Source organism: Actinocorallia sp. B10E7 (assembly GCF_039871655.1).
GTDB lineage: Bacteria > Actinomycetota > Actinomycetes > Streptosporangiales > Streptosporangiaceae > Actinocorallia.
The window spans coordinates 178545-202627 of sequence record NZ_JBDPLZ010000010.1 but is presented as its reverse complement, the minus strand read 5'-3'; the positions used below and the strand labels follow the sequence as shown (position 1 = coordinate 202627).

Here is a 24083-nt window from a genome sequence, read left to right as displayed (position 1 = left end):
GACCGTCCGCCACGAGCACCACGGCCACTTGTTCACCGCCTTCCTCACCCTTGCGGCCGCCCTGACCCGCTACAAGAAGCTCGCCAAAATCACCGCATAGGAGATGGTCTCAAGGAACCCCCCACTTTCTTAAAAGACATCATCGTCTGCTTGAATGAGCGGCGTCTTGACCCCTCCCGAGGAGTGAGTGAACATGCCCAGATTCACGCGCAAGGCCGGTGTCCTGATCGCTGCGATGGCGGCCGCGCTGCTCGCCCCCGTGGCCCCCGCGGCCCAGGCCGACACCCTCTACCCGATCGGCGGCGGCACCGGGATCTTCCAGCAGTTCGTGCAGACGCCGACGAAAGCGACGATCAAGAACTGTACGTTGACGGCGGTCGGCTATGACAGCGCCGACAACCTCGTGGGCCTGACCAACGCGCACTGCTTCGTCGACGACGCGGGCAACAAGGTGCACGGCGACAAGGTCTACCTCGACAGGTCTCCGCACGGCACCTTCTCCGCCCCCGCCCCGTTGCCCAGCAGCCTTGAGTTCCTCGAGGTCGGCGTGATCGGCGAGGTGACCTACATCAGCGAGGGCAACGGTTACTACACCGGCGGCGTGGCAGGCCCCGACTACGCCGTGATCAAGTTCGACCCGGCCAAGGTGACCCCGACGAACACTGTCAACAGCCCGTCGGGCTCGGTGACCATCACCTCACTCGGCGCCCGCCCCGCTGTCGGCACCCGCCTATGCAAGATGGGCCACCGGACCGGAAAGACCTGTGGCATCGTCACCGCCCACGGCCCGGCGAGCATCGGCCGCTTCATCAGCCTCATCGCCACCAACGGCGGCGACTCCGGCGGCCCCGTCGTCGACGGAACCACCCTCGTCGGCAACCTCTGGGGCTTCCCCGGCCACACCTCGATCGAGTTCATCATCAGCGACATGAACGCCCGAGGCGGTGTGGGCGCAGGCTTCCACCTCGCCTGACCTCCTGCCCTCGGCCCGGCGGCGCCCACCCCTGCGGTGGGCGCCGCCCGCCGTTGGCAGCCAGTCGGCCCGGGCTCATCGGGCACCAACCGCAGACCCGGACTCGACATCAACACGATCCAGGATCGTCGCCGCATTCCGTCCGAAAATCCACGTAGGACACGGCCTTAGGCCCCACCGTGGAACGAGGAGAAGATCGGCGCCCCGACCAGGACGCGGCGGCACTTCGCGTCAGCCGCTCCGCTTGCCCTCGATGACGTCCATGACGTACTCGGCGATCGCCATCGAGGACGTCGCCGCAGGTGAGGGTGCGTTGCGCACGGCCGTGATCCGGCCGAGCCGGTGGATGCGGAAGTCCTCGACGAGGGTGCCGTCGCGGTCGAGGGCCTGGGCGCGGACGCCCGAGCCTCCCGGGTGGACGTCCGCGGGGCCGATCTCCGGAACATAATGGCGCGCGGCCTCCATGAAGGCCTTCTTGGAGATCGAGCCGCGCATTTCCTTGATACCGGTGCGCCAATGCCGGGCCGCCATCTTCCAAGAGCCGGCCCAGCGCGCCATGCCGATCAGGTCGCGCACGGAGACGTCGGAGAACCGGTAGCCCTCGCGGGCGAAGGCGAGCACCGCGTTGGGGCCCACGTCGACGGTGCCGTTCACCCGGCGGGTGAAGTGCACACCGAGAAACGGGTAGCGGGGGTCGGGGACCGGGTAGATGAGGCCGCGGATCATCTCGGCCTTCTCCGGGCGGATGAGCATGTACTCACCCCGGAACGGCATGATCCGGGGGCCCGGGTCGTCGCCCGCCAGGCCGGCGACGAGGTCCGCCTGGATGCCCGCGCAGATGATCAGCTCGTCGACCTCGACCGCGTCGTGGCCGGAGGCCACCTCGATTCCGCCCGCCGTCTCGGTGATCCGGGTGACCGGGAACGACAGCCTGATCTCGCCGCCCGCCCCGACGATGTCGTCGGCGAACGACTCGGTGATCCCGACGTAGTCGGTGATCGCGGTGTGCGGCGAGTGCAGGGCCGCGAGGCCGGTGCAGTGCGGCTCGATCTCGCGGATCTCCTCGGGGCCGACGCGCCGCAGACCGGGGACGTAGTTCTCCCCTGCCCGGGAGGCCAGGGCGTCCATCCGGGCGACGTCCTGCGGGGTGACCGCCACGACGAGCTTGCCGCACTCGTCGTACGGCAGCTCCTTCTCCTGGCAGTACTCGCGGATCATCGCCGCGCCCCGCGTGCACAGCCGCGCCTTGAGGCTGCCGGGCGTGTAGTAGATGCCCGCGTGGACGACTCCGGAGTTGTGGCCGGTCTGGTGGACCGCGACCCGGTTCTCCTTCTCGAAGACGACGACGCGGGTGCCGGGCCGCCGCAGGGTGATCTCCCTGCCGATGGCGAGCCCGATGATCCCGGCGCCGACGATGCCGACCGTCCGCTCAACCATGGCTGATCACAAAGGTCTTGATCCGGGTGCGGAGGCGCAGCGCATCCGTCTGCTGCACAGGCATTTCGATGCTCCTTCGATCCTGGTGAGAAATGCCCACGATAGGGAGCGGGGACGGGCCGGGACCGAACCCGGCCACCGAAGCGGCCCGCCGAACACAGGACCCGTCCAGGTCAGCGGTGTTCGTAGTGAGGGCCAGGCCCACCTGGTAGACCTTCTTGCAGCCGTGGACGTCGCCGAACACGCCCGCGGTGAGGATCAGCGCCGCCACCGGCAGGACGAAGGCGTCCGAGACCCACGCCAGCTGCGCGGTGGACGCGCCCAGCGCCCGCTGGATCGCGGGCAGGCTCACCACGACGGTGACCACCGGCAGGTAGGCGACGAAGGCCCCCGCACAGGCCAGCGCGATCATGGCTCTCCGCCTGCCCGCGGCCTCCGTCCCCCGACTCGGACTCTTCACCGAAACCCTCTTTCGCAGTACGACACGCCGTGTTCGGCCGGCAACGCGTCAGTCTGCATCCTCTCCCTCCTTTCCGGCCGTCCGTCGGCATGCGGGGGCACCGGTGTTCGGCGCCATGAGACATCGCGAATGCAACGAGCACCACGGCAGGATGTGAATCAGGTAACAGTGCAACATTGACTTCCGATCCGGCTTTGAAGCCGACCCGGAAACAAATCCATAAAAGGTGGAACCCGGAGAGTCTTCCTTGAAATTCCTGCTGAACCGGCACCGGCAGAGCCTGTTCCTGGAACCCAAACCAATGTGCTCCCCGCGCACCGAATGGCGGTGTGCGGGGAGCACGATGCGATGAAAGGTACCGATCAGCTGTAGAAGTACTGGGAGGAGCGAGTGACCACGGTGCCCCTCTCGCCCCAGTAGGTCTTGATGTCGGCGCGGTAGTAGGTGTCCTCGTAAGCCGTGGCCAGGCTCCGGCAAGTGCTGCCCGAGTCGCCGTAGTAGTTGTTGTAGTCCTTCCAGGACGGCTCCGGGCCGGACCTGCTGATCGCCACCAGCGTCACCTGCACCCAGCGGGCGCCCTCGGTGTTGTACGCCTGGGCGCAGAACGAGTCGCCCCCGTCGTTGTAGCTGATGGTGCCGTCGCTGACCGAGATCGGTCCGAACGAGTTGGCCGACGCCGGCTGAGCGAGGGCGAAAGTCGCCGCCGCGACACCGATACCCACCACGGCCGTCTTGATGAATTTCTTCACTATTCCCCCCTGGTTCAGAGCGGATCATGAATTCCACTCGACACGATCTTGAACCAGCGGGCCATCTCGATAAAAGCCCCTGCAAGTATCGTTCACCGTCTGGTCACGAAGACTTAAATCTTCGCCGGCTGTGCCAGAACCCGTCACCGATGATGGAGAAACGGGGCGGCATAACGGTTGACCAGGAGAAACGCTCAGGCCTGGACGCGCCGTCCGCCGACCTCCTGGGGGGTCAGCCGGATGTAGGACTCGCGGCCGCCCGCCCACGACTCCACCTTCAGGTCGGCCACCTCCTCGGGGCTCAGATGATGGGCGCCGCCGCGGACCAGCACGCTCCAACCCGTCCGGGTGGCGACATCGAAATCATCGACCTGGAAGGCGACGCGGACGTCCGCGCCGACGATCGAGGTGCTCAGGGACTGGTCGAGCCACCTGCCCAGCGCCGTCTTGAACACTACCGTCCGGCCGTCCACGATGTAGTTGACCGGAACGACGGCGGGGCCGATGAGATCGTTGAAAGCCAACCTGCCCACTTCCTCCGTGGCCAGGAGTTCGAAACACTCCTCGGGGCTCAGTTCGACCAGCCTGCGAGGCTCGGCTTCGTCCACGTCTCCTCCTCCTCCGGTCCTTCGCAGCATTCGTGCCCTCCCGCACCGGGACGGAACCGTTGTACACCCACACCGGCCACATCCGTTTGCTTTCTCCCCAACGGCCGGTCGGTCCGCTCGTGCTCCCGGGGCAGAGCGCACGGGAAGAAGAGCGGGACGCCCCAAGCGTCCCGCTCTTCCCGGTCACAGTGCGGGCTTGCCCGGGGTGTAGACCCACGCGGTGAACAGGGCGTCGAGGTCCTGGCCGGAGACCTTCTCGGCGAGCGCCTTGAAGTCGGCCGTGGTGACGTTGGCGTCCTTGTACTTCGTGACCCAGGTGCGGCCGAGCTCGAAGAACTTCTCGTCGCCGATCTTCGTGCGGAGGACGTGGAGGGTCATCGCGCCGCGCGTGTAGGACGCCCAGTCGTAGATGCCGTCACGGCCCGGGTCCCCCATGACGGTCTGCCAGTACGGGTGGGTCGCGGCGCGGGCGTAGGCGCTGTCGAACGCGGCCTGGGCGGTGCGGCCTCCGGTCGCCTCGGTGTACAGCCACTCGTTGTAGGAGGCCCAGCCCTCGTTGAGCCAGATGTCCCTCCAGTGGACGGGCGTGACGCTGTCGCCGAACCACTGGTGGGCCAGCTCGTGCGCGATCGTCCCGGTGCCCGGCAGGCGGCCCGGCAGGCTGGAGTCGTAGACCGAGCGGCCCTGGGTCTCCAAGGCGTAGCCGACGCCGATGCGGTCGACGACGCCGCCGGTGGAGGTGAACGGGTAGCGACCCCAGGTCTTCTGCATCCAGTCGGTCACCGTGTTCGTCGTGTCGAAGAACGTGGCCGACTGGTTCGGAGCCGTGTCGAGCGCCGAGTCGATCGCGGTGACCGACGGGATGCCCGAGGGGGTGGTCCCCTCCGTCACGTTGAACCTGCCGATCGCGAGCATGGCGAGCTCGCTGGCCATCGGGTGCCTCATCCTCCATTTGACGGTGGTGAGGCCGCCGGCGGAGGTCTCCTCCACCTTCTCGCCGTTCGTCAGCGCCGTGAGGTCGGACGGCGCCGTGACGGTGACGCTGTAGGTGGCCTTGTCCTGCGGGGTGTCGTTGACGGGGTAGTAGGTCGCGGCGCCGAACGGCTGGTTGAGGGCCACCGCGCCGTCGCTCGTGGCGATCCAGCCGGAGGTGCCGAGAGCGTCGTCGTCGATGCGCTGCGGGACGCCGTGGTACTTCACCGTCGTCACGAACGTCCTGCCGGCCTTGATCCCCTTGCGCGGGGTGACGACGAGTTCCTGCGCGCCCTCGCGCTTCCAGCCCGCCGGCCCGTTCACCTTGACGCCGTCGACCTCCAGCGGCCCGAGGAAGTCGAGGTTGAACGATGACAGGTTCTGCGTCGCCTTGGCCCGGATCCGCGCGGTGGCGACGATCGCCCCGCTCGCGGGCTCGAAACCGAACGTCAGATCGTAGTCCTCAACGTCATACCCCCCGTTTCCGTTCTCCGGAAAGTACGGGTCCCCGGCCCCCGCCGCCCCCGGCGTGAACTCTTCCGCCGCCTGCGCCGCGGGCGCGAACGCCAGAGCCGCCGTCAACGCCGCCACCGCGACCGATCCGCCCCGTCTCATCACTGCTCCCTCCGGTTGATCACCTGTGGCTCCCGAGCCTGACGAGCCCGTGTTACGCCCACAAGTCCCGCTAATGACGCGAGTCCATTTCGCAATCACTCGCCTCGGTGGCGCGGCGCCGCAGGGTTGAGGGTGACGGTGGTCTTGGTGCCGTAGGCCCAGTCGAGCATCTTGACGGTGTCCTGGAAACGGGCGGTGCCGGAGGAGCTTCTGAGGACGACGCCGTAGACGGTGTGCTTCTTGCGGCGGGCGACGAACATGAAGCAGGAGCCGGCGGTGCCGGTGGTGCCGGTCTTGATGCCGTAGAGACCGGGGTAGCCGGTGTTGTCCTCGTTGATTCCGCTGCCGCGCAGGAGGAGGTTGTGGGTGCGCAGCGGATACCTTCGGCCGGTCGCCGAGACGATGTCCTTCTTCACCGTCCTGACGATCGCGGAGAAGGTCTTGTTCTTCATCGCGTGGCGGGCCAGCTTGAGCTGGTCGGCGGCGGTGGTGTAGTCGCCCTTGGCGGGCTGGCCGTCGAACGAGGCGTAGCGGGTGTTCTTCATGCCGAGCTTCTTGGCCAGCGCGTTCATCTTCATCTGGGCGCCGAGGTAGCCGCCGGTGCCTCCGTAGGCCTCGGCGAGCGCGTAGGCGGCGTCGCTGCCCGACTCGATGAGCATCGCCTGCAGAAGCTGGCGGGCGGTGAGCACGTCGCCGGGGACGAGGTGGCTGTTGCTGGCGCCCCAGTCGTCGACCCAGTCCTTGTACTTCTGCTTGATCGTGATCTTCGAGTCGAGCTTGCCCTTCTGCAGGACCACCAGGGCCAGCGCCACCTTGTTCATGCTGCCGACCGGCATGCGCTTGCCCGTGTTCCGCTTCCAGAGGACCTTCTTCGCGGTGGAGTCGAAGAGGATCGCGGAGGTGGCGGACACGCCCGCGGGCGCCTTCGGCTTGGCTCCGGCCTCCGCCGCGCCCACCGGGACCACGGTGATCATCGATGCGGCGAGAGCGGTCGCGGTCACTTTCTTCAACACCAGATGTCCCCTTACGTCTTTTTCGTCTCGGGCTCGGAGAGGCTATCGCGATCAACGTGCCCCCGTCGGGGCCGCGAGGCCGCGTGCTCGCGGCGTCCCGCTATCGTGCAAGTGTCTACTTATGCCGGGTGGAGCGGCCGCGCGGGTGGAGCGCAGGCGGTGCACGGCGGGGCCTTACCCAAGGTCGTTTCCGCCCCTGTTCGTCCCGAGCCAGGAGCTTTCATGACCGACCCCTATGCGGCTTTCACCTCCCTGAAGTTCGACCGCCCCTCCGACGGCGTACTGCGGATCACCTTCGACGCCCCCAACCTCAACGCCGTCGACCCGCGGATGCACCGGGAGCTGGCCGACATCTGGCCGGTGATCGACCGTGACGAGGAGACCCGCGCCGTACTGGTGCGCGGGGCGGGCAAGGCGTTCTCCGCCGGAGGCACCTTCGACCTCATCGAACGGCTGGCCGAGGACTACGCGGCACGCGCCAGGGTGATGCGCGAGGCCCGGGACATGGTCTACGGCGTCATCAACTGCGCCAAACCCGTCGTCTCCGCCCTCCACGGCCCGGCGGTCGGAGCGGGACTTGTGATCGGCATGCTCGCCGACATCTCGATCGCCGCCCGCTCGGCGAAGATCGTCGACGGGCACACCCGGCTCGGTGTCGCCGCCGGAGACCACGCGGCCATCTGCTGGCCGCTCCTGTGCGGCATGGCCAAGGCCAAGTACTACCTGCTGACCTGCGAGACCCTCACCGGGGAGGAGGCCGAACGCATCGGCCTGGTGTCCAAGTGCGTCGAAGACGACGAGGTGCAGGAGGAGGCGCTGCGGGTGGCCGCGTCGCTCGCGGCAGGACCCGTCGCCGCCATCAGCTGGACCAAACGCTCCCTCAACCACTGGTACCGCGTCGCCTCCCCGATCTTCGAGACCTCCCTCGGCCTGGAATTCCTCGGGTTCGGCGGTCATGAGGTCGCCGAGGGCCTGGCCTCTCACCGAGAGAAGCGCCGCCCGGACTTCACGTCGGTGAACCGCGAGCACCCCTTGGACCTCTGACCCACGTCGTCACACGCCGCCGGGTGGCCGACACTCCCGTCCGGTAAAGGATCGAACCAGGATGCCCGATCCTGACCGGAATATCAGCAGGTCATCGCGAGAGAGCACAAAACCCAGCGTAAGCAAGGGCTTACTTTTAACAGTGCCGTCGGGTAAAAAGTCCTTCGAACCCGACGAGAAGGCGGCTTCACGGAAGAAGGTGGATCTCGGCCCCGAAACCGCCCTCTCCCACACGGCATCCGCCCCCAGGTGCCCGAAAGGAGCCGGATCCCATGACGCCCCGCGAGCGCGGCTGATGAGCACCCCGATCGCCCTGGCCATGGCCGCGGCGTCCAGCTGCCTGTACTTCCTGGGAATCGTCCTCTTCAGGAACGCGGCGGCCGCGCTGCCGCCGCTTCGGGGAACCCGCCCGGTCCACTTCGCCGTATCCGTCCTGACCAGCAGCGTCTGGCTGGCCGGCGGGATCGTCATGGCCGGAGGGATGGCGCTGCAGTTCGCGGCCCTCACCCGGCTCTCCCTCGCCGCCCTGGTTCCGGCGCTGCTGTGCGGGCTGGTCGTCCTGGTGCTGCTGCCCGCCGTCCTCCCGGGCGAGCGCCTGAGCCGGGTCGAGCTGTCCTGCCTGGCGGTGATGGCATCGGCCGGCATGGTGATCGCCTGGTCCGGGCCGGGCACTCCGCCGCCGGTGCCCGCCCAGGTGCCGGTCCTGCTCGCCGTCCCCTCGCTCGTCATTCCGGTGCTGATCTTCTCTCTGGGAGACGCGCGGCCGGAGGGGCAGCACGCCAGGCCGCTGACCGGCATCGCCTACGGGTTGAGCGCGGGCATCCTCATCGGCCTGGCGGAGCTGGCCCTCGGCCTCCTGGCACGTGAAGGGCTCACCCCCTCCGCCCTGGCCACCCCCCTGCCGTACCTCTTCGCGCTCGCGGTCGCCTGCGGCATCGCCCAGATCCAGATCGGCCTGCAGCGCTGCCGCATGATCATCATGGTGTTCGTCGCGACCGTCGTCGCCAAGGTCTACCTGGTGGTGACCGGCGGGCTGCTGTGCCTCGGCTCGGACGTCACCCCCTTCTCCGCGCCCTGGCTCCTCGTACCGGGGCTCGTGCTCCTCTCCGCGGTGCTCTTCCTCACCCCGCGCTACGAGACGTCCCGGCAGGCCGCTCTTGCCGCGGAACCATCGCGGACCGTGACGAGGCGGCATCCCGGCCCCCCGCCGCCCTACCCGTCCCCTTGACTCCCACGGACCGGCAGGTCTTCCCTCGGGCTCGGGACGACGTCGGCCGAAGTTTCTTGCGACACGTTGTCGCACTAACCCTTTACGCGCGACGCGGTGTCGCACTAATCTCGAAGGGACGGAGCCGAGGCGAGGAGGGCGACGAGATGAGCGCGACAGGTCGGGCCACGGCCACCACGATCGAGACGGGGCGCGGGGCGGACTACCGGGAGACGCTGAGGACGCTGTCGGAGGCGTCCGTGCACCGGCACTTCGACGCCTTCCTCGACATCGCCTGGGACGACCCCGCGTACGCGGTGCGCGCCGACGACGAGCGGTGGATCCTCCCGCAGGAGGACGTGCTCGGCCGGCACCCGTGGTACCGCTCGCTCCCCAAGGAGCGGCAGGTGGAGATCGGGCTCTACCGGCAGGCCAACATCAACAAGGTGGGCCTGCAGTTCGAGCAGGTCCTGATCGCCGGGCTGATGCAGCACGCGTTCCGGCTGCGCAACGGCGACCCCGAGTTCCGGTACTCCACGCACGAGGCGACCGAGGAGTGCCACCACACGCAGATGTTCCAGGAGTTCGTGAACCGCTCGGGCGTCGATGTGCCCGGCGCGCCGCGGCTCTTCCGCCTGGCCTTCCCGTTCATCCCGCTGGCCGCCGCGTGGGTGCCCGCCGCGTTCTTCATCGGTGTCCTCGCCGGTGAGGAGCCCATCGACCACCTGCAGAAGTCGATCCTGCGGGCCGGGGCCCAGACGCACCCGCTACTGCAGCGGATCATGCAGATCCACATCGCGGAGGAGGCGCGCCACATCGGCTTCGCGCACCGGTTCCTCCAGCACCACGTGCCGCGGCTCAACCGGGTGCGGCGGGCCCTGCTCTCCCTGCTCTTCCCGCTGATCATGCGGTGGCTGTGCGACGTGATCATGGTTCCGAGCCGCGAGGCCCGCCGCGGGATGGGCATCCCCCGGTCGGTGGCGCGCGAGGTGTGGTGGCGCGGCCCCGAGTCCCGCAAGACCCTGCGCGACTTCTTCGCCGACGTCCGGATGCTCGCCGAGTCCCTGGGCCTGATGAACCCGGCCTCCCGGGTGCTGTGGCGGATGTGCCGTATCGACGGCCGCCCTGCCCGGTTCCGCAGCGAGCCGGCCTCGGCCGCGTCCTGAACGGGAGAGCCACCAGATGCCTTACGTCGTGACGCAGTCGTGCTGCAACGACGCCTCCTGCGTCGTCGCCTGCCCCGTCAACTGCATTCACCCGGCGCCGGGCGAGCCCGGGTTCGCCGAGGCGGAGATGCTGCACGTCGACCCCGCCACGTGCGTCGACTGCGGCGCCTGCGTCACCGCCTGCCCCGTGGGCGCGATCGTCCCGCACACGAAGCTGCGGCCCCACGAGCTGCCCTTCCTCGAGATCAACGCCTCCTACTACCGGAAGAACCCGCACGCCGACCGCACGCCTCTGGCGCTGGTGCCGCGGCAGCGCCGCCTCCTCGACCCCGCCCCGGTGCGGGTCGCCGTGGTCGGAGCGGGCCCGGCCGGGATGTACACCGCCGACGAGCTCCTGCGGCACCCCGAAGCGAGCGTCGACGTCTACGACCGGCTCCCCACGCCCTACGGCCTGGTCCGCGCCGGGGTCGCGCCCGACCACCAGGACACCAAGCGCGCCGAGCGGCTGTTCCACGCCATAGAGGAGCAGCCCGGCTTCCGCTACCGGCTGGGAGTGGACGTCGGCGAGGACGTGACCCTCGAGGAACTGCTGGGCCACTACCACGCGGTGGTGTACGCGGTCGGCGCCTCCGCCGACCGCTCGCTCGGCATCCCCGGGGAGGACCTCCCCGGATCCCTCTCGGCCACCGAACTGGTCGGCTGGTACAACGGCCACCCCGACCACCGGCACCTGGACGTGCGCCTCGACCGTGAACGGGTGGTCGTGGTCGGCAACGGCAACGTCGCCCTCGACGTCGCACGCGTCCTCACCTCCGATCCCGCCCGGCTGGCCGCGACCGACATCGCCGACCACGCCTTGGACGCCTTGGCGGCGAGCCGAGTCCGCGAGGTGGTGGTCCTCGGCCGCCGGGGTCCGGCGCAGGCGGCGTTCACCCTCCCCGAGCTCGTCGGCCTCGCGGCTCTCCGGGACGTCAACGTCGTGGTCGAAGCGGCGGCCGAGGACCTCGAGGGCGACGACCCGCGGCTGCCCGTGCTGGCGGAGATGGCCCGCCGCCCGGTGGACCCCGCGCTGCGCACGATCGTCCTGCGCTTCAACGCGGCGCCCGTCGAGATCCTCGGCACCGGCCGGGTGACCGTGCTCCAGGTGGCCCGCACCGAGCTGGTCCCCGACGAGCACGGGGTCCTCCGCGCCCGGCTCACCGACCAGGTGGAGCTGCTCGAGGCGGGAATGGTCCTGCGCTCGGTCGGCTACCGCGGCGTCCCGGTCCGCGACCTGCCCCACGACCCCGGCACCGGGACGGTGCGCAACACCGGCGGCAGGGTCCGTCCGGGCGTGTACGTCGCGGGCTGGGCCAAGCGCGGCCCCACCGGTTTCATCGGCAGCAACAAGACCTGCGCGCAGGAGACGGTCGGACGTCTCCTCGACGACCTCGACGCGGGCCTGATCGACCGGGGTCCGCGTGATCCGCACCGGCTCGAGGCGGAGCTGCGCCGGCGCGGTGTGCCCGTGGTCGACCTGGCGGGGTGGCGGGCCGTCGACGAGGAGGAGCGGAGGCGAGGAGCCGCCGACGGGCGTCCACGCCGGAAGATCGTCGACATCGCCGAACTCGAACAGCTGGCCGCCCTCGGCCGGCGTGCGGGCCGATACGCTGGCGGCAGCACACGCTGAGAAGGTCGAGGACGGAGTCGGACGATGTCGGTGCCGGATCACGCGACGGAGCGCCCCGACGGGCGCCAGGCCCGCTGGGACCGGCACAACCACGAACGGCACCGGCACATCGTCGCCGCCGCCATCGCCGTGATCGAGGAGAACGAGCCCGGCACCCACATCCACCTCCAGCAGATCGCCGACCGGGCCGGCCTGACCCGCAGCGTGATCTACCGGCACTTCACCGACCGCGCCGAGCTCGACCGCGCCGTGCTGACGGCGGTCGTGGACTCCCTGGCCGACGAGCTGCTGCCCGCGGTCACCCTCGACGGGACCATCCCCGACATCGTCGAGCGGGTCGTCTCCCGCTACGTGGGCTGGGCGGTCGCCCACCCCTCCCTGCACCGGCTCGCCGAGTCCGACCCCGTCACCCGCACGGCCAGCCCCCTGCAACGCGGCCTGGAGCGCATCTCCGAGCAGGTCGCGAGCGTGGTCGTCACGGCCCTCGACACGCTCGGCGTGCCCCTGCGGGACGAGGAGCGCGCGATGATCGACCCGCTGGCCTTCGGGCTCGTGGGCGCGGTCTTCAGCGCCGTCCGGCGCTGGCTGGTCCTCGGCGAGGACCAGCCCCCGGCTCCGGTGCTCGTGACCTCCCTGAGCGATTCGGTGTGGTACCTCCTGAAGGGGCACGCCCATTCCCTCGGCGTGGACCTCCGCCGGGACCAGCCGGTGCAGGCCCTGCTGGAACAGGCGTCCCTCGCCGCCGCAGGACCACCCGGTCCGGCCTGACGGCGGTCCTGCGTCGGCCAGGACCGCCGTTCTCAGCCTCGGGCACGGGGCTGCCCGGGCCTCAGGGGCAGGACCGCGAACGACAGGGTGGCGACCGCGGCCAGAACGTCCCGTCCCTCGTCGCGGACGTCCACCTGCACCACGATGAGCGACTTCCCGTGCCGCAGCACCCGTGCCGTGGCGTGCGCGGGGCCGACGGTGACCGCGGAGAGGAAGTGCATGTTCATGTCCGAGGTGGCGGCGCTGTCGCCGTCGGCGAGCCGGAGCCCCACCGCGCGTCCGGCGACGACGTCGACGAGCGTCGCCAGCAGACCGCCCTGCAGTCCTCCGCGGTTGTTCGTCACCCTGGGGGTGACCGGGAGGGTCATCGCGAGGTCGGCCCCTTCCGGGATGTCGACGTCGCGCATGCCGAGCAGGCCGAGCACGTGATCGGCGGGGTCGACGACGGCCGCCGTGACCGCCCGCTCCTCGTCCGGCCGACCGTTGGCCTTCGCCTCCATGAGACCTCCACCGAGAATAATCATTCCATATTTACGAAATCATATTCTCAGACCTCGGCCACCGCTTCGCCGTCGGGGCCTCGGGTCGCACCTCGACGAGGTCGGCCGGGCGGCCGGTGCCGTGACCGGGCGCGAAGGTCAGGGGTCCTCGCGGTGGCCGACCGTGTCGAGGGCCAGGCGCTGGTGGACGGCGGCGAGTTCCTCCGGTGACCCCGTTCGAGCACATCTACCGCCACCACCGCCCGGGTGCTGGTCGTGACCGGCGCGGGTCAGGCGGATCGCCGGCCAATCCGCCGCTGGCCGTCGCCGCCCTCAAACGGGGGCTGCGCCGTGCCCTGGACCCGGACTGAAACGACCTGGGAGCCTGGGTGAGCACGACGCTCGGCGAACTGTTCGCCACCGAGGACCACAGGGAAGGCGTGCGGGCGTTCCTGGAGAAGCGGGAGGCACGCTATGTCGGCCGTTGAACCACCTGGAGATGAAATGAGCGCTTCCCTTTTCGACCTGTCCGGGCACACCGCCCTGATCACCGGAGGCAACTCCGGGATCGGGCTGGGCATGGCCCACGGCTTGGCGCAGAGCGGGGCGGACGTCTGCATTTGGGGCACCAACACCGAACGCAACGAGGCCGCGGTGAAGCAGTTGGCCGAGCACGGCACCCGGGCCGCGGCGATCCGCTGCGACGTCGGCGACGAGGAGGCGGTCACCGCGGCCTTCGCCGAGACGCTGGAGCGTTTCGGACGGGTCGACTCCTGTTTCGCCAACGCCGGAGTGAACGGCAAGGGCACGCCGTTCCTCGAGACGTCCCTCGAAGAGTTTCGCGGCGTCACCCGGGTGAACCTCGAAGGCGCCTTCCTCACTCTGCGCGCCGCCGCGGCCCACATGGTCGAGCGCGGCGGCGGAGGCGTGCTGGTGGGCACGTCGAGCGTCTCGACCCTCCACGGAGCCCCCCGCAACCAGGCCTACGCCGCCAGCAAGGCCGGTATGGACGCGATCATCAGGGGATGCGCCGTGGAACTCGCCCGCCATGGCATCAACGCGCACTCGATCGTCGCGGGCTGGACCGAGACTCCCCTGGCCGCGCCGATCCTGCACGACCCGGGCTTCGAGAACGGCGTCATGAAGCGGATGCCGCAGCGCCGCTGGGGGCGGCCGCAGGACTTCGCCAGGCTCGCCGTCTACCTCGCCTGCGGGGTCGGCGGCTTCCACACCGGCGACACGATCGTCGTGGACGGCGCCTACTCGATCTTCTGACGAGGGAGGCCGCACCCGCGGGGAAGCGAGCGTGCGCCCTCTCTCATGAATCCGATTGCCTGTCCACATCGGCTTTCTCGAGGCGGTAGCGAACGCGGCCGTCTTTCTCGGAGATCTGTGTGACGTACACGGTCCAGCGGTCGCCCCCGGAGACGTTCAGGGAGCAGACGATGTCCTCGTAGACCGGGCCCCAGTCCTCCCTGCAGTCCGCCCAGACAGGGGCGGCGAACCAGCCGGTCAGGTCCTCCTCCAGCTGGCGTTCCAGCTCGCGGCCCGTCGTGGAGGAGAAACCGTGGTCGTAGCCGAGGAGGCTGGAGACCCCGTAGACGGAGCAGCCGGCGAAAAGGGCGGTGAGCAGGAGGGGGATCAGAAGCTTGCGCATCGGGTCCTCACGGGGCTTCAGCGGGGGTTCGATGGAGCTTGTACTTGATGTCCTGGCCCTGTACTGCGGTGACTTCCACGTGGACGATCCATTTCTCGCCGGTGTAGTGGTGCGCTTTGCAGTACGTGACGGAGCCGACCACACCCTTGAGCGGCTCGTCGCAGTCCATGTCGATGGGTTCGGCGCCCAGCTCGGCGCCCAGGATCTCGGTGATCTGGTTCTCGAGGTCGTACGGCTCGATCCTGGGGATCTCGCTCGTCATCCCGATCTGGCGGATCTCGTAGTCGATCCGGCCGACGCCGTTGGAGACGTCCGTGGCCTCCACGGTCCACGTGTCCTTCTGGACGGTGATGACGGAGCAGCGCATTTCACGTCCGTCTCCAGGAGCTCCTTCGCAGTCCACCTCGGGTCTGCCGTCGAACCAGCCGGTCAGGTCCTCCGCGATCTGACGCTCCAGTTCCCGTTCTGTGACCTTCCCGAAGACGGAACATCCGGTGATGGCTCCCGAAAGAAGGGCGGTACAGGACAGGGCGAGGGCCAGACGCTTGCGTGTCGACCTTCCCGGATGGCGGATCGGGCTCATACCGGAATGTTCTCCGCCCGCTAGTCCCGGCGGACAGTGGCGGCTGTCCTGTCTTTTACCGGGTCTTTCCTTTACGTCGGCCGCTGAGCCGGGCCCAGAGCGAAGGCCCGGCCTGGGGAGGGAGTCACCTCGGGCCGGGCCTTCGGCATGCCGTGCTTCACGCGTTCAGGACGGGAGGTGCCCGGAGACCGCCTCGATCTGGTCCACCAGGGTCGTCAGGTCCATGCCCATGGGCTGGAGGACGACGTGGTCGGCGCCGGCGTCCAGGTGCTCGCGGACGCGGGCGGCGATGACGTCCGCGCGGCCGCAGGCGAACATGGCGTCGATGACGCGGTCGGACGGCTCAGGCCCCAGATCGTCGTCGGTGTAGCCCAGGCGGCGCAGGTTGGCCAGGTACGGCGAGCCCGGGATCCTGAACAGCGACGACTGGCGGGCCAGGCCCCGGGCATGCTCGACGTCGTCGTCGAGGAAGACGGCGACGCCGACGACCAGCAGCTTGCCGGGACCGAGGGCCTTGCGGGCCAGCACGGTGTTGTCCACCGGCATCGAGTGCGGGTAGGCGCCGTCCGCCCGCTCCCCGGCCAGCTCCAGCATCTTGGGACCGAGCGCGCCCAGCAGACGCGGGAACGGGACGGCAGGGGTGATCGCGTGCCCCTTCGAGGCGTCCATGCGGTCCAGGTAGGCGCTCATCGCCTCCAGCGGCTTGCCGTAGGCGAGGCCGGAGGCCTCGACCAGCACGCGTGCGCTGACCCCCAGGCCGAGCGCCAGCCGGCCCGGGTGGGCGGCGGCCAGCGTCTCGGCGCCGGCCTGCATGACGGGAGCCTGCCGGGCCCAGATGTTGGCGATCCCCGTGCCGATGACCAGCCGCTGCGTGGCCGCCAGCATCAACCCGAGCTGGGAGAACGCCTCACCGCGGCCGATGCCCTCGTTGATCCAGACCGAGCCGTACCCCAGCTCCTCCAGCCGGGCCAGCTCCTGGCGCCACACCTCGGCCGAGGTGCCCGGAGCCGCCAGACCGACCCCCACGCGTCCCCACCGCACTGCGGCTTCGAACTGCTCTTCCGTGGCCATCGCATCCCTCCGCACCAATAAACGGGGCGTGCGCCCCGGTTGGTATCGTACGGAATATCCGCCCCGATCGACGAGAGACGGCGATGAACTCCGAGCCCGCGCCTTCACCGGCCAGACCGCTGCGCGCCGACGCCCGGCGCAACCGCGAACGGGTGCTCGCCGCCGCCCGAGAGGCCTTCGGGTCCGAGGGGATCTCGGTCCCGCTGGACGAGATCGCGCGCCGGGCCGGGGTCGGCGCCGGCACCGTCCACCGACACTTCCCCACCAAGGAGGCGCTGCTGGAGGCGATCGTCGTCGGCAACATGACGGAGCTGACCGAAGAGGCCCGCTCCCGGCTGGAGCATCCCGACCCCGGGGCCGCGTTCTTCGGCTTCTTCGCGCTGATGGTCGAGTGCGGCGCGGGCAACCGCGCGCTGACCGGGGCGCTGACCCGGGCGGGCACCGACGTCCAGAGCCTCGTCGAACGGCCCGGCCAGGATCTGCTGGCGGCTCTGGCCGCCCTGCTGGTCCGGGCGCAGCAGGCCGGCGCGGTCCGCGGCGATGTGACCGCCCAGCATGTGAAGGCGCTGCTCATCGGCGTGTACGCGGGCAGCGACTGGCTCGGCGGCGAGACCGACGCCCGACGCAGGCTCCTCGCTGTGGTCTGCGATGGCCTGCGCCCGTAGCGCCGGGCGGCCTGCGTTCTTCCCGCGGTTTTATTCGAAGGCGGTCTCGGAGGCGCCGCAGTATGCTCGCCGGGTGTCCAAGCTGAACCAGATCATCGCGGTGGAAAAGGGGACCAAGTCCCGGACCCAGCGGGACCTGACCGACGCCTACCACCGGCTGCAGAAGCCGGCCCTGCTGTCCGGCATCTCGCGGACGTACCAGCCGAACGACGACGAGGGCGAGGTCCTGCCTCCGGAGTCGACCCGGGTCCAGGTACGGGCCGAGGACGTCCTGCGGGAGGCCGGAACCGCCCTGTCGCGGCTGTTCGACGTGGTCGCGACCAAGGACCGGGCGAACTGCGAGGCGCGTGCGGACGTCGTCGTGGACGGCCGGACCATCCTGTCCGACGTGCCGGTCACCTACCTGCTGTTCCTCGAGAAGCAGCTCACCGACCTGCAGACCCTCATCGGGAAGCTCCCGGTCCTGGACGCCGCCGAGACCTGGACCTTCGACGAGTCCGCGGACGCTTGGCGCACGGAGCCGGTCCGCACGACCCGGACGAAGAAGGTCCCGCGGGCGCACGTCCTGTACGAGGCGACGGACAAGCACCCCGCCCAGGTCGAGACCTACACCGAGGACGTCATCGTCGGCACCTGGACCAAGGTCGGGTTCTCGGGCGCCATGCCGGCCAGGCGGGTCAACGAGCTGCGGGAGCGCGTCGAGAAGCTCATGGCCGCGGTGAAGTACGCTCGCGAGGAGGCGAACGGGATCGACGTCGTCGACCAGCGGGTCGGTGACGCCGTGTTCGGTTACCTGTTCGCCTGATCGAAGACTCCCCCGCTGGAGCGCGGGGGTCCGGGCCGAAGGCCCGGAAAGCTGAGGATGAGGCTCAGTCTGAACAGTGGTGACAGTGCGGGTTCGAATCCCGCCCCCGACACACGGGTCGGGGTGGCCCAATCGGTAGAGGCAGCCCGGTCAATCTCAGGCTCTCGCTCCAATCTCAGCACGCACCGCTCATCGCCGGATCGACCGGGCGGGGACGCGGTTCGGCGGGTTGCCGGTTCGAATCCGGCCCGCGCCTCCACGTGGCGCGGTAGCTCAACGGTGGAGCACGCCGTCATCACGGATGATCCCCGCCCTTAAACGCCGCCGGCGTGTCAGGAGAGCGGAACACAAGGGCCCCGGGGCTGGGTAGCTCCCGGGGCCCGCCGCGTCCCGGGACCGCCGAAATTCGTCTCCCCGCCAAAGTCGAAGTGCGATAAAACCTACCGTTAGTCCGTTTCCACATGCGCCTGCCCGGGAGCGGATGACTGACGGCTTTGGACGTTTCCTACAAACGGAGCCTCCCAGCATGCGCTGTTTCTGGCATGGCGTCTGCAACCGGTAGACGGGAAGGTGAACACTGCCGAGGATCGCCGTGCCGCGGCGCACACATCGTTGTCTGCAGAAGGGCCTGGTCGGGTGTTCAGTCGCATCGCCATTGTCAACCGCGGTGAAGCCGCCATGCGGCTCATCCACGCCGTGCGGGACCTCGCCGCGGAGACCGGGACGCGGATAGAGACCGTAGCCCTGCACACCGACGTCGACCGCGCGGCCGCCTTCGTCCGCGAGGCGGACCTGGCCTACGACCTCGGCCCCGCGTCCGCGCGCCCGTACCTCGACCTGAAGGTGCTGGAGCGCGCGCTGAAGGAGACCGGGGCCGACGCCGCGTGGGTCGGCTGGGGCTTCGTCGCGGAGGACCCGGCGTTCGCGGAGTTGTGCGAGGAGATCGGGGTCGCCTTCGTCGGGCCGAGCCCGGACGCCATGCGCAAGCTCGGCGACAAGATCGGCGCGAAGCTGATCGCCGAGGAGGTCGGTGTGCCGGTCGCGCCGTGGAGCCGCGGCGCGGTCGAGACCCTGGACGCGGCTCTGGCGGCCGCGGCCGAGATCGGCTACCCGCTGATGCTGAAGGCGACCGCGGGCGGCGGCGGGCGCGGCATCCGCGTGGTCACCGACGGGACCGAGCTCGCCGACGCCTACGAGCGCACCAGCCAGGAGGCGGCGCGGGCGTTCGGCAGCGGCGTGGTGTTCCTGGAGCGCCTGGTCACCGGCGCCCGGCACGTCGAGGTCCAAGTGATCGCCGACGGCGCCACCGCGTGGGCGCTGGGCGTCCGCGACTGCTCGGTGCAGCGGCGCAACCAGAAGGTCATCGAGGAGTCGGCGTCGCCGGTGCTCTCCCCCGAGCAGACCGCCGAGCTCAAGGCGTCGGCCGAACGGCTGGCCGTCGCGGTCGGTTACCGCGGCGCGGCGACCGTCGAGTTCCTCTACCACCCGGGCGAGAGGCTGTTCGCGTTCCTGGAGGTCAACACCCGCCTGCAGGTCGAGCACCCGATCACCGAGGCGACCACCGGGTTCGACCTGGTCAAGGCGCAGCTGCACGTGGCGTCCGGAGGCAGGCTCGAGGGCGAGCCGCCGGTGGAGCGCGGACACGCCGTCGAGGCCCGGCTGAACGCCGAGGACCCCGACCGCGACTTCGCCCCCTCCCCCGGCCGCATCGCGCGGCTGGACCTGCCCGCCGGGCCCGGCATCCGCGTGGACACCGGCGTCGGCGAGGGCGACACGATCCCCGCCGACTTCGACTCGATGATCGCGAAGATCATCGCCTACGGCCGCGACCGCGACGAGGCGCTCGGCAGGCTGCGCCGGGCGATGACGGAGACCACCGTCGTCATCGAGGGCGGCGCGACGAACAAGAGCTTCGTGCTCGACCTGCTCGACCAGCCCGAAGTGATCGACGCCAGTGCCGACACCGGCTGGATCGACCGCGTCCGCGGTGAGGGCCGACTCGTCTCGCACCGCCACTCGGCCGTCGCGCTGGCGGCCGCCGCCATCGAGGCGTACGAGGAGGAGGAGCACGTCGAGCGGCGGCGGCTATTGTCGACGGCGTCCGGCGGGCGCCCGCAGGTGCAGCACGAGAGCGGTCGGCCGCTGGACCTCAAGCTGCGCGGCGCGGGCTACCGCGTGCGCGTCGCGCGGGTCGGCCCGCACCGGTTCCGCGTCGGCATCGAGGCGGGTGACGGCGTCCGCACCGCCGACGTCGAACTCGACCGCTTCGACCGGCACACCGGGCGGATCACCGTCAACGGCACCCGGTACCGCCTGCTCACCGGCACGCACGGGCCGATCCACCTGGTCGAGGTGGACGGCGTGACCCACCGGGTCAGCCGCGACGAGGGCGGCGTCGTCCGTTCCCCCGCGCCCGCGCTGGTCGTCGCCACGCCGCTGGAGGTCGGCGCCGAGGTCGAGGCCGGCGCGCCGGTCCTGGTGCTGGAGAGCATGAAGATGGAGACGGTGCTGCGGGCGCCGTTCAAGGCGCGGCTGAAGGAATGCGCCGTGTCCGTGGGCAGCCAGGTGGAGACCGGCGCGCCGCTGCTGCGGCTGGAGCCGCTGGCCGACGACGACGGGGCCGAGGCCGGCTCGGCCGTCGAGGCGGTCGAGCTGGACCTGCCCGCCGGGCCCGCGACGACCCCGGCGCGGGAGCGCGCCGCGCGCGGACGGGAGGACCTGCACAGCCTGCTGCTGGGCTTCGACGTCGACCCGCACGACGAGCGCCGGGTCCTCGACGGCTACCTCGCCGCGCGGCGGGCGTCCGCCGAGGACGGCCACCAGACGCTGGCCGGAGAGCTCGAACTCGCCGAGGTGTTCGCCGATCTCGCCGAGCTGAGCCGCAACCGGCCGTCGGACGAGGACGGCGGCAGCGGCCACCTGCACAGCGCCCGCGAGTACTTCCACACCTACCTGCAGAGCCTCGACGTCGAGCGGGCCGGGCTGCCGGAGGCGTTCCAGGCCAGGCTCGCCAAGGCGCTCGGGCACTACGGCGTCACCGATCTCGAGCGCTCCTCCGAGCTCGAATCCGCGGTGTTCCGGATCTTCCTCGCCCAGCAGCGCGCGTCCGCCGACGCCGCGGTCGTCACCGCGCTGCTGCGCGCGTGGCTGCAGGAGCCGACGCCGGACGCGCTGCTGCGCGAGCCCGCCGGCCTGACGCTGGAGCGGCTGGTGTCCGCCACGCAGGTCCGCTTCCCCGCGATCGCCGACCTCGCGCGCGGCGTGCTGTTCACCTGGTTCGGCCAGCCGCTGCTGCGCCGCAACCGCGCCCGCGTCTACGCCGACGTCCGCAGGCACCTGCGCCACCTGGACGCGAACCCGCACGCGCCGGACCGCGCCGAGCGCATCGCCGAGATGGTGCGCAGCACCGAGCCGCTGGTGCGGCTGCTCGGGCAGCGGCTCGCTCGCAGCGGCCCGGACGGACAGGGTGGCCAGGGGCACCTCGACAATTCAGCCATGCTGGAGGTGCTGACCCGCCGGTACTACGGCAACAAGGGCCTCACCGGCGTCCGCACCCGCGAGGCGGCGGGCTGCGCGTTCACCGTCGCCGAGCGCGAGGGCTCGCACCTGGTCTCCGCCGCGGTGCGCTTCGAGGCGCTGGGTGGCGCGCTGCGCGGTCTCGCGGAGCTGGCGACCGGCGGGGACGCCGTGGACGCCGACGTCTACCTCTCCTGGGAGGGGCAGCCGGAGGACTTCGACGCGATGGCGGCCGCGCTGCAGGAGGTCGTCAGCGCCCACCCCCTGCCCGAGCAGGTCCGCAGGCTCACCACCACCGTCGCGGGCAGCCACGGCGCGGTGATGCACCACCACTTCACGTTCCGCCCGTCGACCGCCGGGATGGCCGAGGAGCGGCTGATCCGCGGCCTGCACCCGCACATCGCGCAGCGGATGCAGCTGGAGCGGCTGCGCGGGTTCGACCTCACCCGGCTGCCGTCGCTGGACGAGGAGGTCTACCTCTTCCGGGGCGTGGCGCGGGAGAACCCCTCCGACGACCGCCTCATCGCGTTCGCGCAGGTGCGGGACCTGACCGCGCTGCGCGAGCAGGACGGCAGGCTGCTCTCGCTGCCGACCGCCGAGTACTCCGTCGCCGCCTGCCTCGACTCGATCCGCCGCGCGCAGGCGCAGCGGCCGTCCAAGACGCGCTTCAACACCAACCGGGTCGTGGTCTACGTCTGGCCGCCGAGCGACCTGACCCGCTCCGAGCTGGGGATGCTCGCCGAGCGGATCCTGCCGAGGGCCGCGGGCGCCGGCGTGGAGGAGATCCTGTTCATCGCGCGTGAGCGCGACCCGCAGACCGGCGAGCTGAACAAGACCTCCATGCGGATCTCCTTCGACCCCACCGGCGGCACCGAGGTGACCTTCGGCGAGCCGCCGACGGAGCCGGTCGAGCCGCTCGACTCCTACCGGCTGAAGGTGCTGCGCGCCGCGGCCCGCAACACGACGTACCCGTACGAGCTGACCGGCCTGCTCGGCGACTTCGTCGAGCACGACCTCGATGAGGACAACGCGCTGGTGCCGGTCGACCGGCCGAAGGGGAAGAACACCGCGGCGATCGTCGCGGGCGTGGTCTCCACGCCGACCACGCTGCACCCGCAGGGCGTCACCCGGGTCGTGCTGCTCGGCGACCCGACGAAGTCGCTCGGCGCGCTGTCGGAGCCGGAGTGCCGCCGCGTGATCGCGGCGCTGGACCTGGCCGAGCGGATGCGGGTGCCGCTGGAGTGGTACGCGCTGTCCTCCGGCGCCCGGATCTCCATGGAGTCGGGCACCGAGAACATGGACTGGGTGGCCGCGGCGCTCAAGCGGATCGTCGAGTTCACCCAGGACGGCGGCGAGATCAACGTCGTGGTCGCGGGCATCAACGTCGGCGCGCAGCCGTACTGGAACGCCGAGGCGACCATGCTCATGCACACCAAGGGCATCCTGGTGATGACGCCGGACTCGGCGATGGTGCTCACCGGCAAGCAGTCGCTCGACTTCTCCGGGGGCGTCTCCGCCGAGGACAACTTCGGCATCGGCGGCTACGACCGGGTGATGGGGCCGAACGGGCAGGCGCAGTACTGGGCGCCCGACCTGCTCGCCGCGCGGGACGTGCTGATGGCGCACTACGCCCACTCCTACATCGCGCCGGGCGAGGAGGCTCCGCGGCGGGCGCCGACCAACGACCCCGCCGACCGCGACGTCTCCTCCTTCCCGCACGTGCTGGAGGGCAGCGACTTCACCACCGTCGGCGAGATCTTCTCCGCCGAGGCCAACCCGGACCGCAAGAAGCCGTTCGACATCCGGACCGTGATGCGGGCGCTGTCCGACTCCGACCACCCGGTGCTGGAGCGCTGGGCGGGCATGGCCGACGCGGAGACCGCGGTCGTGCAGGACGTGCACCTGGGCGGCATCCCGGTGTGCCTGCTCGGCATCGAGTCGCGCTCGGTGCCGCGGCGCGGCTTCCCGCCCACCGACGGCCCGGACGCCTACACCGCGGGCACGCTGTTCCCCCGCTCGTCGAAGAAGGCGGCGCGGGCGATCAACGCGGCCAGCGGCAACCGGCCGCTGGTGGTACTGGCGAACCTGTCGGGCTTCGACGGCTCGCCGGAGTCGATGCGCAGCCTGCAGCTGGAGTACGGCGCCGAGATCGGCCGCGCGATCGTGAACTTCCGCGGCCCCATCGTGTTCTGCGTGATCTCGCGGTACCACGGCGGCGCGTTCGTGGTGTTCTCCAAGGCGCTGAACCCGAACATGACCGTGCTCGCGCTGGAGGGCTCGTTCGCCTCGGTGCTCGGCGGCGCCCCCGCCGCCGCGGTGGTCTTCTCCGGCGACGTCAACGCCCGCACCGCGTCCGACCCGCGCGTCCGGGAGCTGGAGGCCCGTCTCGCGGCCGCCTCCGGAGCCGACCGCGCCGCGTTGATCGCCGAGCTCGACGAGCTCCGCTCGTCGGTCCGCGCGGAGAAGCTCGGCGAGGTCGCCGCGGAGTTCGACCGCGTGCACGACATCCGCCGCGCGGTCGAGGTCGGCTCCGTCGACGCCGTCATCCGCGCCGCGGAACTGCGTCCCCGCATCATCGAGGCCATCGAGTCCCGCTCGCACTGACCTCTCCCGCACCGCCGTCAGG

Annotated in this window: 21 protein-coding genes; 11 read left to right on the top strand and 10 right to left on the bottom strand. The window is 70.4% G+C overall.

Features of this window, described 5'->3' with window-relative positions:
- Positions 1 to 193 precede the first annotated feature (193 nt).
- Positions 194 to 973 (top strand): hypothetical protein, encoded by a 780-nt coding sequence (locus ABGB12_RS28810; RefSeq protein ID WP_347682620.1) that lies wholly within the window; start codon positions 194 to 196, stop codon positions 971 to 973.
- 231 nt (positions 974 to 1204) lie between these two features.
- Here the strand turns inward: ABGB12_RS28810 and lhgO are convergent, their stop codons facing one another.
- The 6 genes from lhgO to ABGB12_RS28780 all read right to left on the bottom strand — a co-directional run bounded on the left by lhgO (position 1205) and on the right by ABGB12_RS28780 (position 6827).
- Positions 1205 to 2410: an L-2-hydroxyglutarate oxidase gene (gene lhgO, locus ABGB12_RS28805; RefSeq protein WP_347682619.1), complete on the bottom strand. Its 1206-nt coding sequence runs from the start codon at positions 2408 to 2410 to the stop codon at positions 1205 to 1207.
- On the bottom strand, positions 2403 to 2822 hold the full coding sequence (locus ABGB12_RS28800) for an MFS transporter (RefSeq protein WP_347682618.1): 420 nt from the start codon (positions 2820 to 2822) through the stop codon (positions 2403 to 2405). Before ABGB12_RS28800 ends, lhgO begins: the two co-directional genes overlap by 8 nt.
- 410 nt (positions 2823 to 3232) lie before the next feature.
- Entirely contained in the window at positions 3233 to 3619 is a 387-nt protein-coding gene (locus tag ABGB12_RS28795) for a hypothetical protein (protein ID WP_347682617.1), read from the bottom strand.
- A gap of 194 nt (positions 3620 to 3813) precedes the next feature.
- Positions 3814 to 4227, bottom strand: coding sequence for a pyridoxamine 5'-phosphate oxidase family protein (locus ABGB12_RS28790; protein WP_347682616.1), 414 nt, complete (start codon positions 4225 to 4227; stop codon positions 3814 to 3816).
- 183 nt (positions 4228 to 4410) lie between these two features.
- Positions 4411 to 5814, bottom strand: a complete 1404-nt coding sequence (locus ABGB12_RS28785) for a M1 family metallopeptidase (protein ID WP_347682615.1) — start codon at positions 5812 to 5814, stop codon at positions 4411 to 4413.
- A 95-nt stretch (positions 5815 to 5909) separates the two neighbouring features.
- The gene (locus ABGB12_RS28780) at positions 5910 to 6827 is read right to left on the bottom strand and encodes a serine hydrolase (protein ID WP_347682614.1); all 918 of its coding nucleotides are present in this window, start codon (positions 6825 to 6827) and stop codon (positions 5910 to 5912) included.
- 222 nt (positions 6828 to 7049) lie between these two features.
- On the opposite strand from ABGB12_RS28780, the gene ABGB12_RS28775 reads away from it, so the two are divergent.
- From ABGB12_RS28775 to ABGB12_RS28755, 5 genes are all read left to right on the top strand, one after another.
- Positions 7050 to 7871 (top strand): enoyl-CoA hydratase/isomerase family protein, encoded by an 822-nt coding sequence (locus tag ABGB12_RS28775; protein ID WP_347682613.1) that lies wholly within the window; start codon positions 7050 to 7052, stop codon positions 7869 to 7871.
- A 295-nt stretch (positions 7872 to 8166) separates the two neighbouring features.
- Positions 8167 to 9099, top strand: coding sequence for a hypothetical protein (locus ABGB12_RS28770; protein WP_347682612.1), 933 nt, complete (start codon positions 8167 to 8169; stop codon positions 9097 to 9099).
- 146 nt (positions 9100 to 9245) lie between these two features.
- On the top strand, positions 9246 to 10244 hold the full coding sequence (locus tag ABGB12_RS28765; protein ID WP_347682611.1) for a diiron oxygenase: 999 nt from the start codon (positions 9246 to 9248) through the stop codon (positions 10242 to 10244).
- Between the two features lie 16 nt (positions 10245 to 10260).
- Complete coding sequence (locus ABGB12_RS28760) at positions 10261 to 11913, top strand: FAD-dependent oxidoreductase (RefSeq protein ID WP_347682610.1); 1653 nt, start codon at positions 10261 to 10263, stop codon at positions 11911 to 11913.
- 24 nt (positions 11914 to 11937) lie between these two features.
- Positions 11938 to 12681 (top strand): TetR/AcrR family transcriptional regulator, encoded by a 744-nt coding sequence (locus tag ABGB12_RS28755; protein WP_347682609.1) that lies wholly within the window; start codon positions 11938 to 11940, stop codon positions 12679 to 12681.
- 32 nt (positions 12682 to 12713) lie between these two features.
- Here ABGB12_RS28755 and ABGB12_RS28750 read toward each other — a convergent pair whose 3' ends face one another.
- Positions 12714 to 13181, bottom strand: a complete 468-nt coding sequence (locus ABGB12_RS28750; protein WP_347682608.1) for a PaaI family thioesterase — start codon at positions 13179 to 13181, stop codon at positions 12714 to 12716.
- 206 nt (positions 13182 to 13387) lie between these two features.
- Here ABGB12_RS28750 and ABGB12_RS28745 point away from each other — a divergent pair, with 206 nt between their 5' ends.
- Together ABGB12_RS28745 and ABGB12_RS28740 are read left to right on the top strand one after the other, a co-directional pair.
- On the top strand, positions 13388 to 13531 hold the full coding sequence (locus ABGB12_RS28745) for a hypothetical protein (protein ID WP_347682607.1): 144 nt from the start codon (positions 13388 to 13390) through the stop codon (positions 13529 to 13531).
- Positions 13532 to 13664: 133 nt separating this feature from the next.
- On the top strand, positions 13665 to 14435 hold the full coding sequence (locus ABGB12_RS28740) for an SDR family oxidoreductase (RefSeq protein ID WP_347682606.1): 771 nt from the start codon (positions 13665 to 13667) through the stop codon (positions 14433 to 14435).
- A gap of 43 nt (positions 14436 to 14478) precedes the next feature.
- Here the strand turns inward: ABGB12_RS28740 and ABGB12_RS28735 are convergent, their stop codons facing one another.
- From ABGB12_RS28735 to ABGB12_RS28725, 3 genes are all read right to left on the bottom strand, one after another.
- Positions 14479 to 14817, bottom strand: coding sequence for a hypothetical protein (locus tag ABGB12_RS28735; RefSeq protein ID WP_347682605.1), 339 nt, complete (start codon positions 14815 to 14817; stop codon positions 14479 to 14481).
- Positions 14818 to 14824: 7 nt separating this feature from the next.
- The gene (locus tag ABGB12_RS28730; protein ID WP_347682604.1) at positions 14825 to 15400 is read right to left on the bottom strand and encodes a DUF4333 domain-containing protein; all 576 of its coding nucleotides are present in this window, start codon (positions 15398 to 15400) and stop codon (positions 14825 to 14827) included.
- A gap of 165 nt (positions 15401 to 15565) precedes the next feature.
- Entirely contained in the window at positions 15566 to 16471 is a 906-nt protein-coding gene (locus tag ABGB12_RS28725) for a TIGR03620 family F420-dependent LLM class oxidoreductase (RefSeq protein WP_347682603.1), read from the bottom strand.
- Positions 16472 to 16554: 83 nt separating this feature from the next.
- Here ABGB12_RS28725 and ABGB12_RS28720 point away from each other — a divergent pair, with 83 nt between their 5' ends.
- The 3 genes from ABGB12_RS28720 to ABGB12_RS28710 all read left to right on the top strand — a co-directional run bounded on the left by ABGB12_RS28720 (position 16555) and on the right by ABGB12_RS28710 (position 24061).
- Positions 16555 to 17136: a helix-turn-helix domain-containing protein gene (locus tag ABGB12_RS28720; RefSeq protein ID WP_347682602.1), complete on the top strand. Its 582-nt coding sequence runs from the start codon at positions 16555 to 16557 to the stop codon at positions 17134 to 17136.
- Between the two features lie 73 nt (positions 17137 to 17209).
- Positions 17210 to 17941 carry a hypothetical protein gene (locus ABGB12_RS28715; protein ID WP_347682601.1) on the top strand — a complete coding sequence of 244 codons (732 nt, stop codon included), beginning with the start codon at positions 17210 to 17212 and terminating at the stop codon, positions 17939 to 17941.
- Positions 17942 to 18577: 636 nt separating this feature from the next.
- Complete coding sequence (locus ABGB12_RS28710) at positions 18578 to 24061, top strand: carboxyl transferase domain-containing protein (protein ID WP_347682600.1); 5484 nt, start codon at positions 18578 to 18580, stop codon at positions 24059 to 24061.
- The last annotated feature ends 22 nt before the right edge of the window (positions 24062 to 24083 follow it).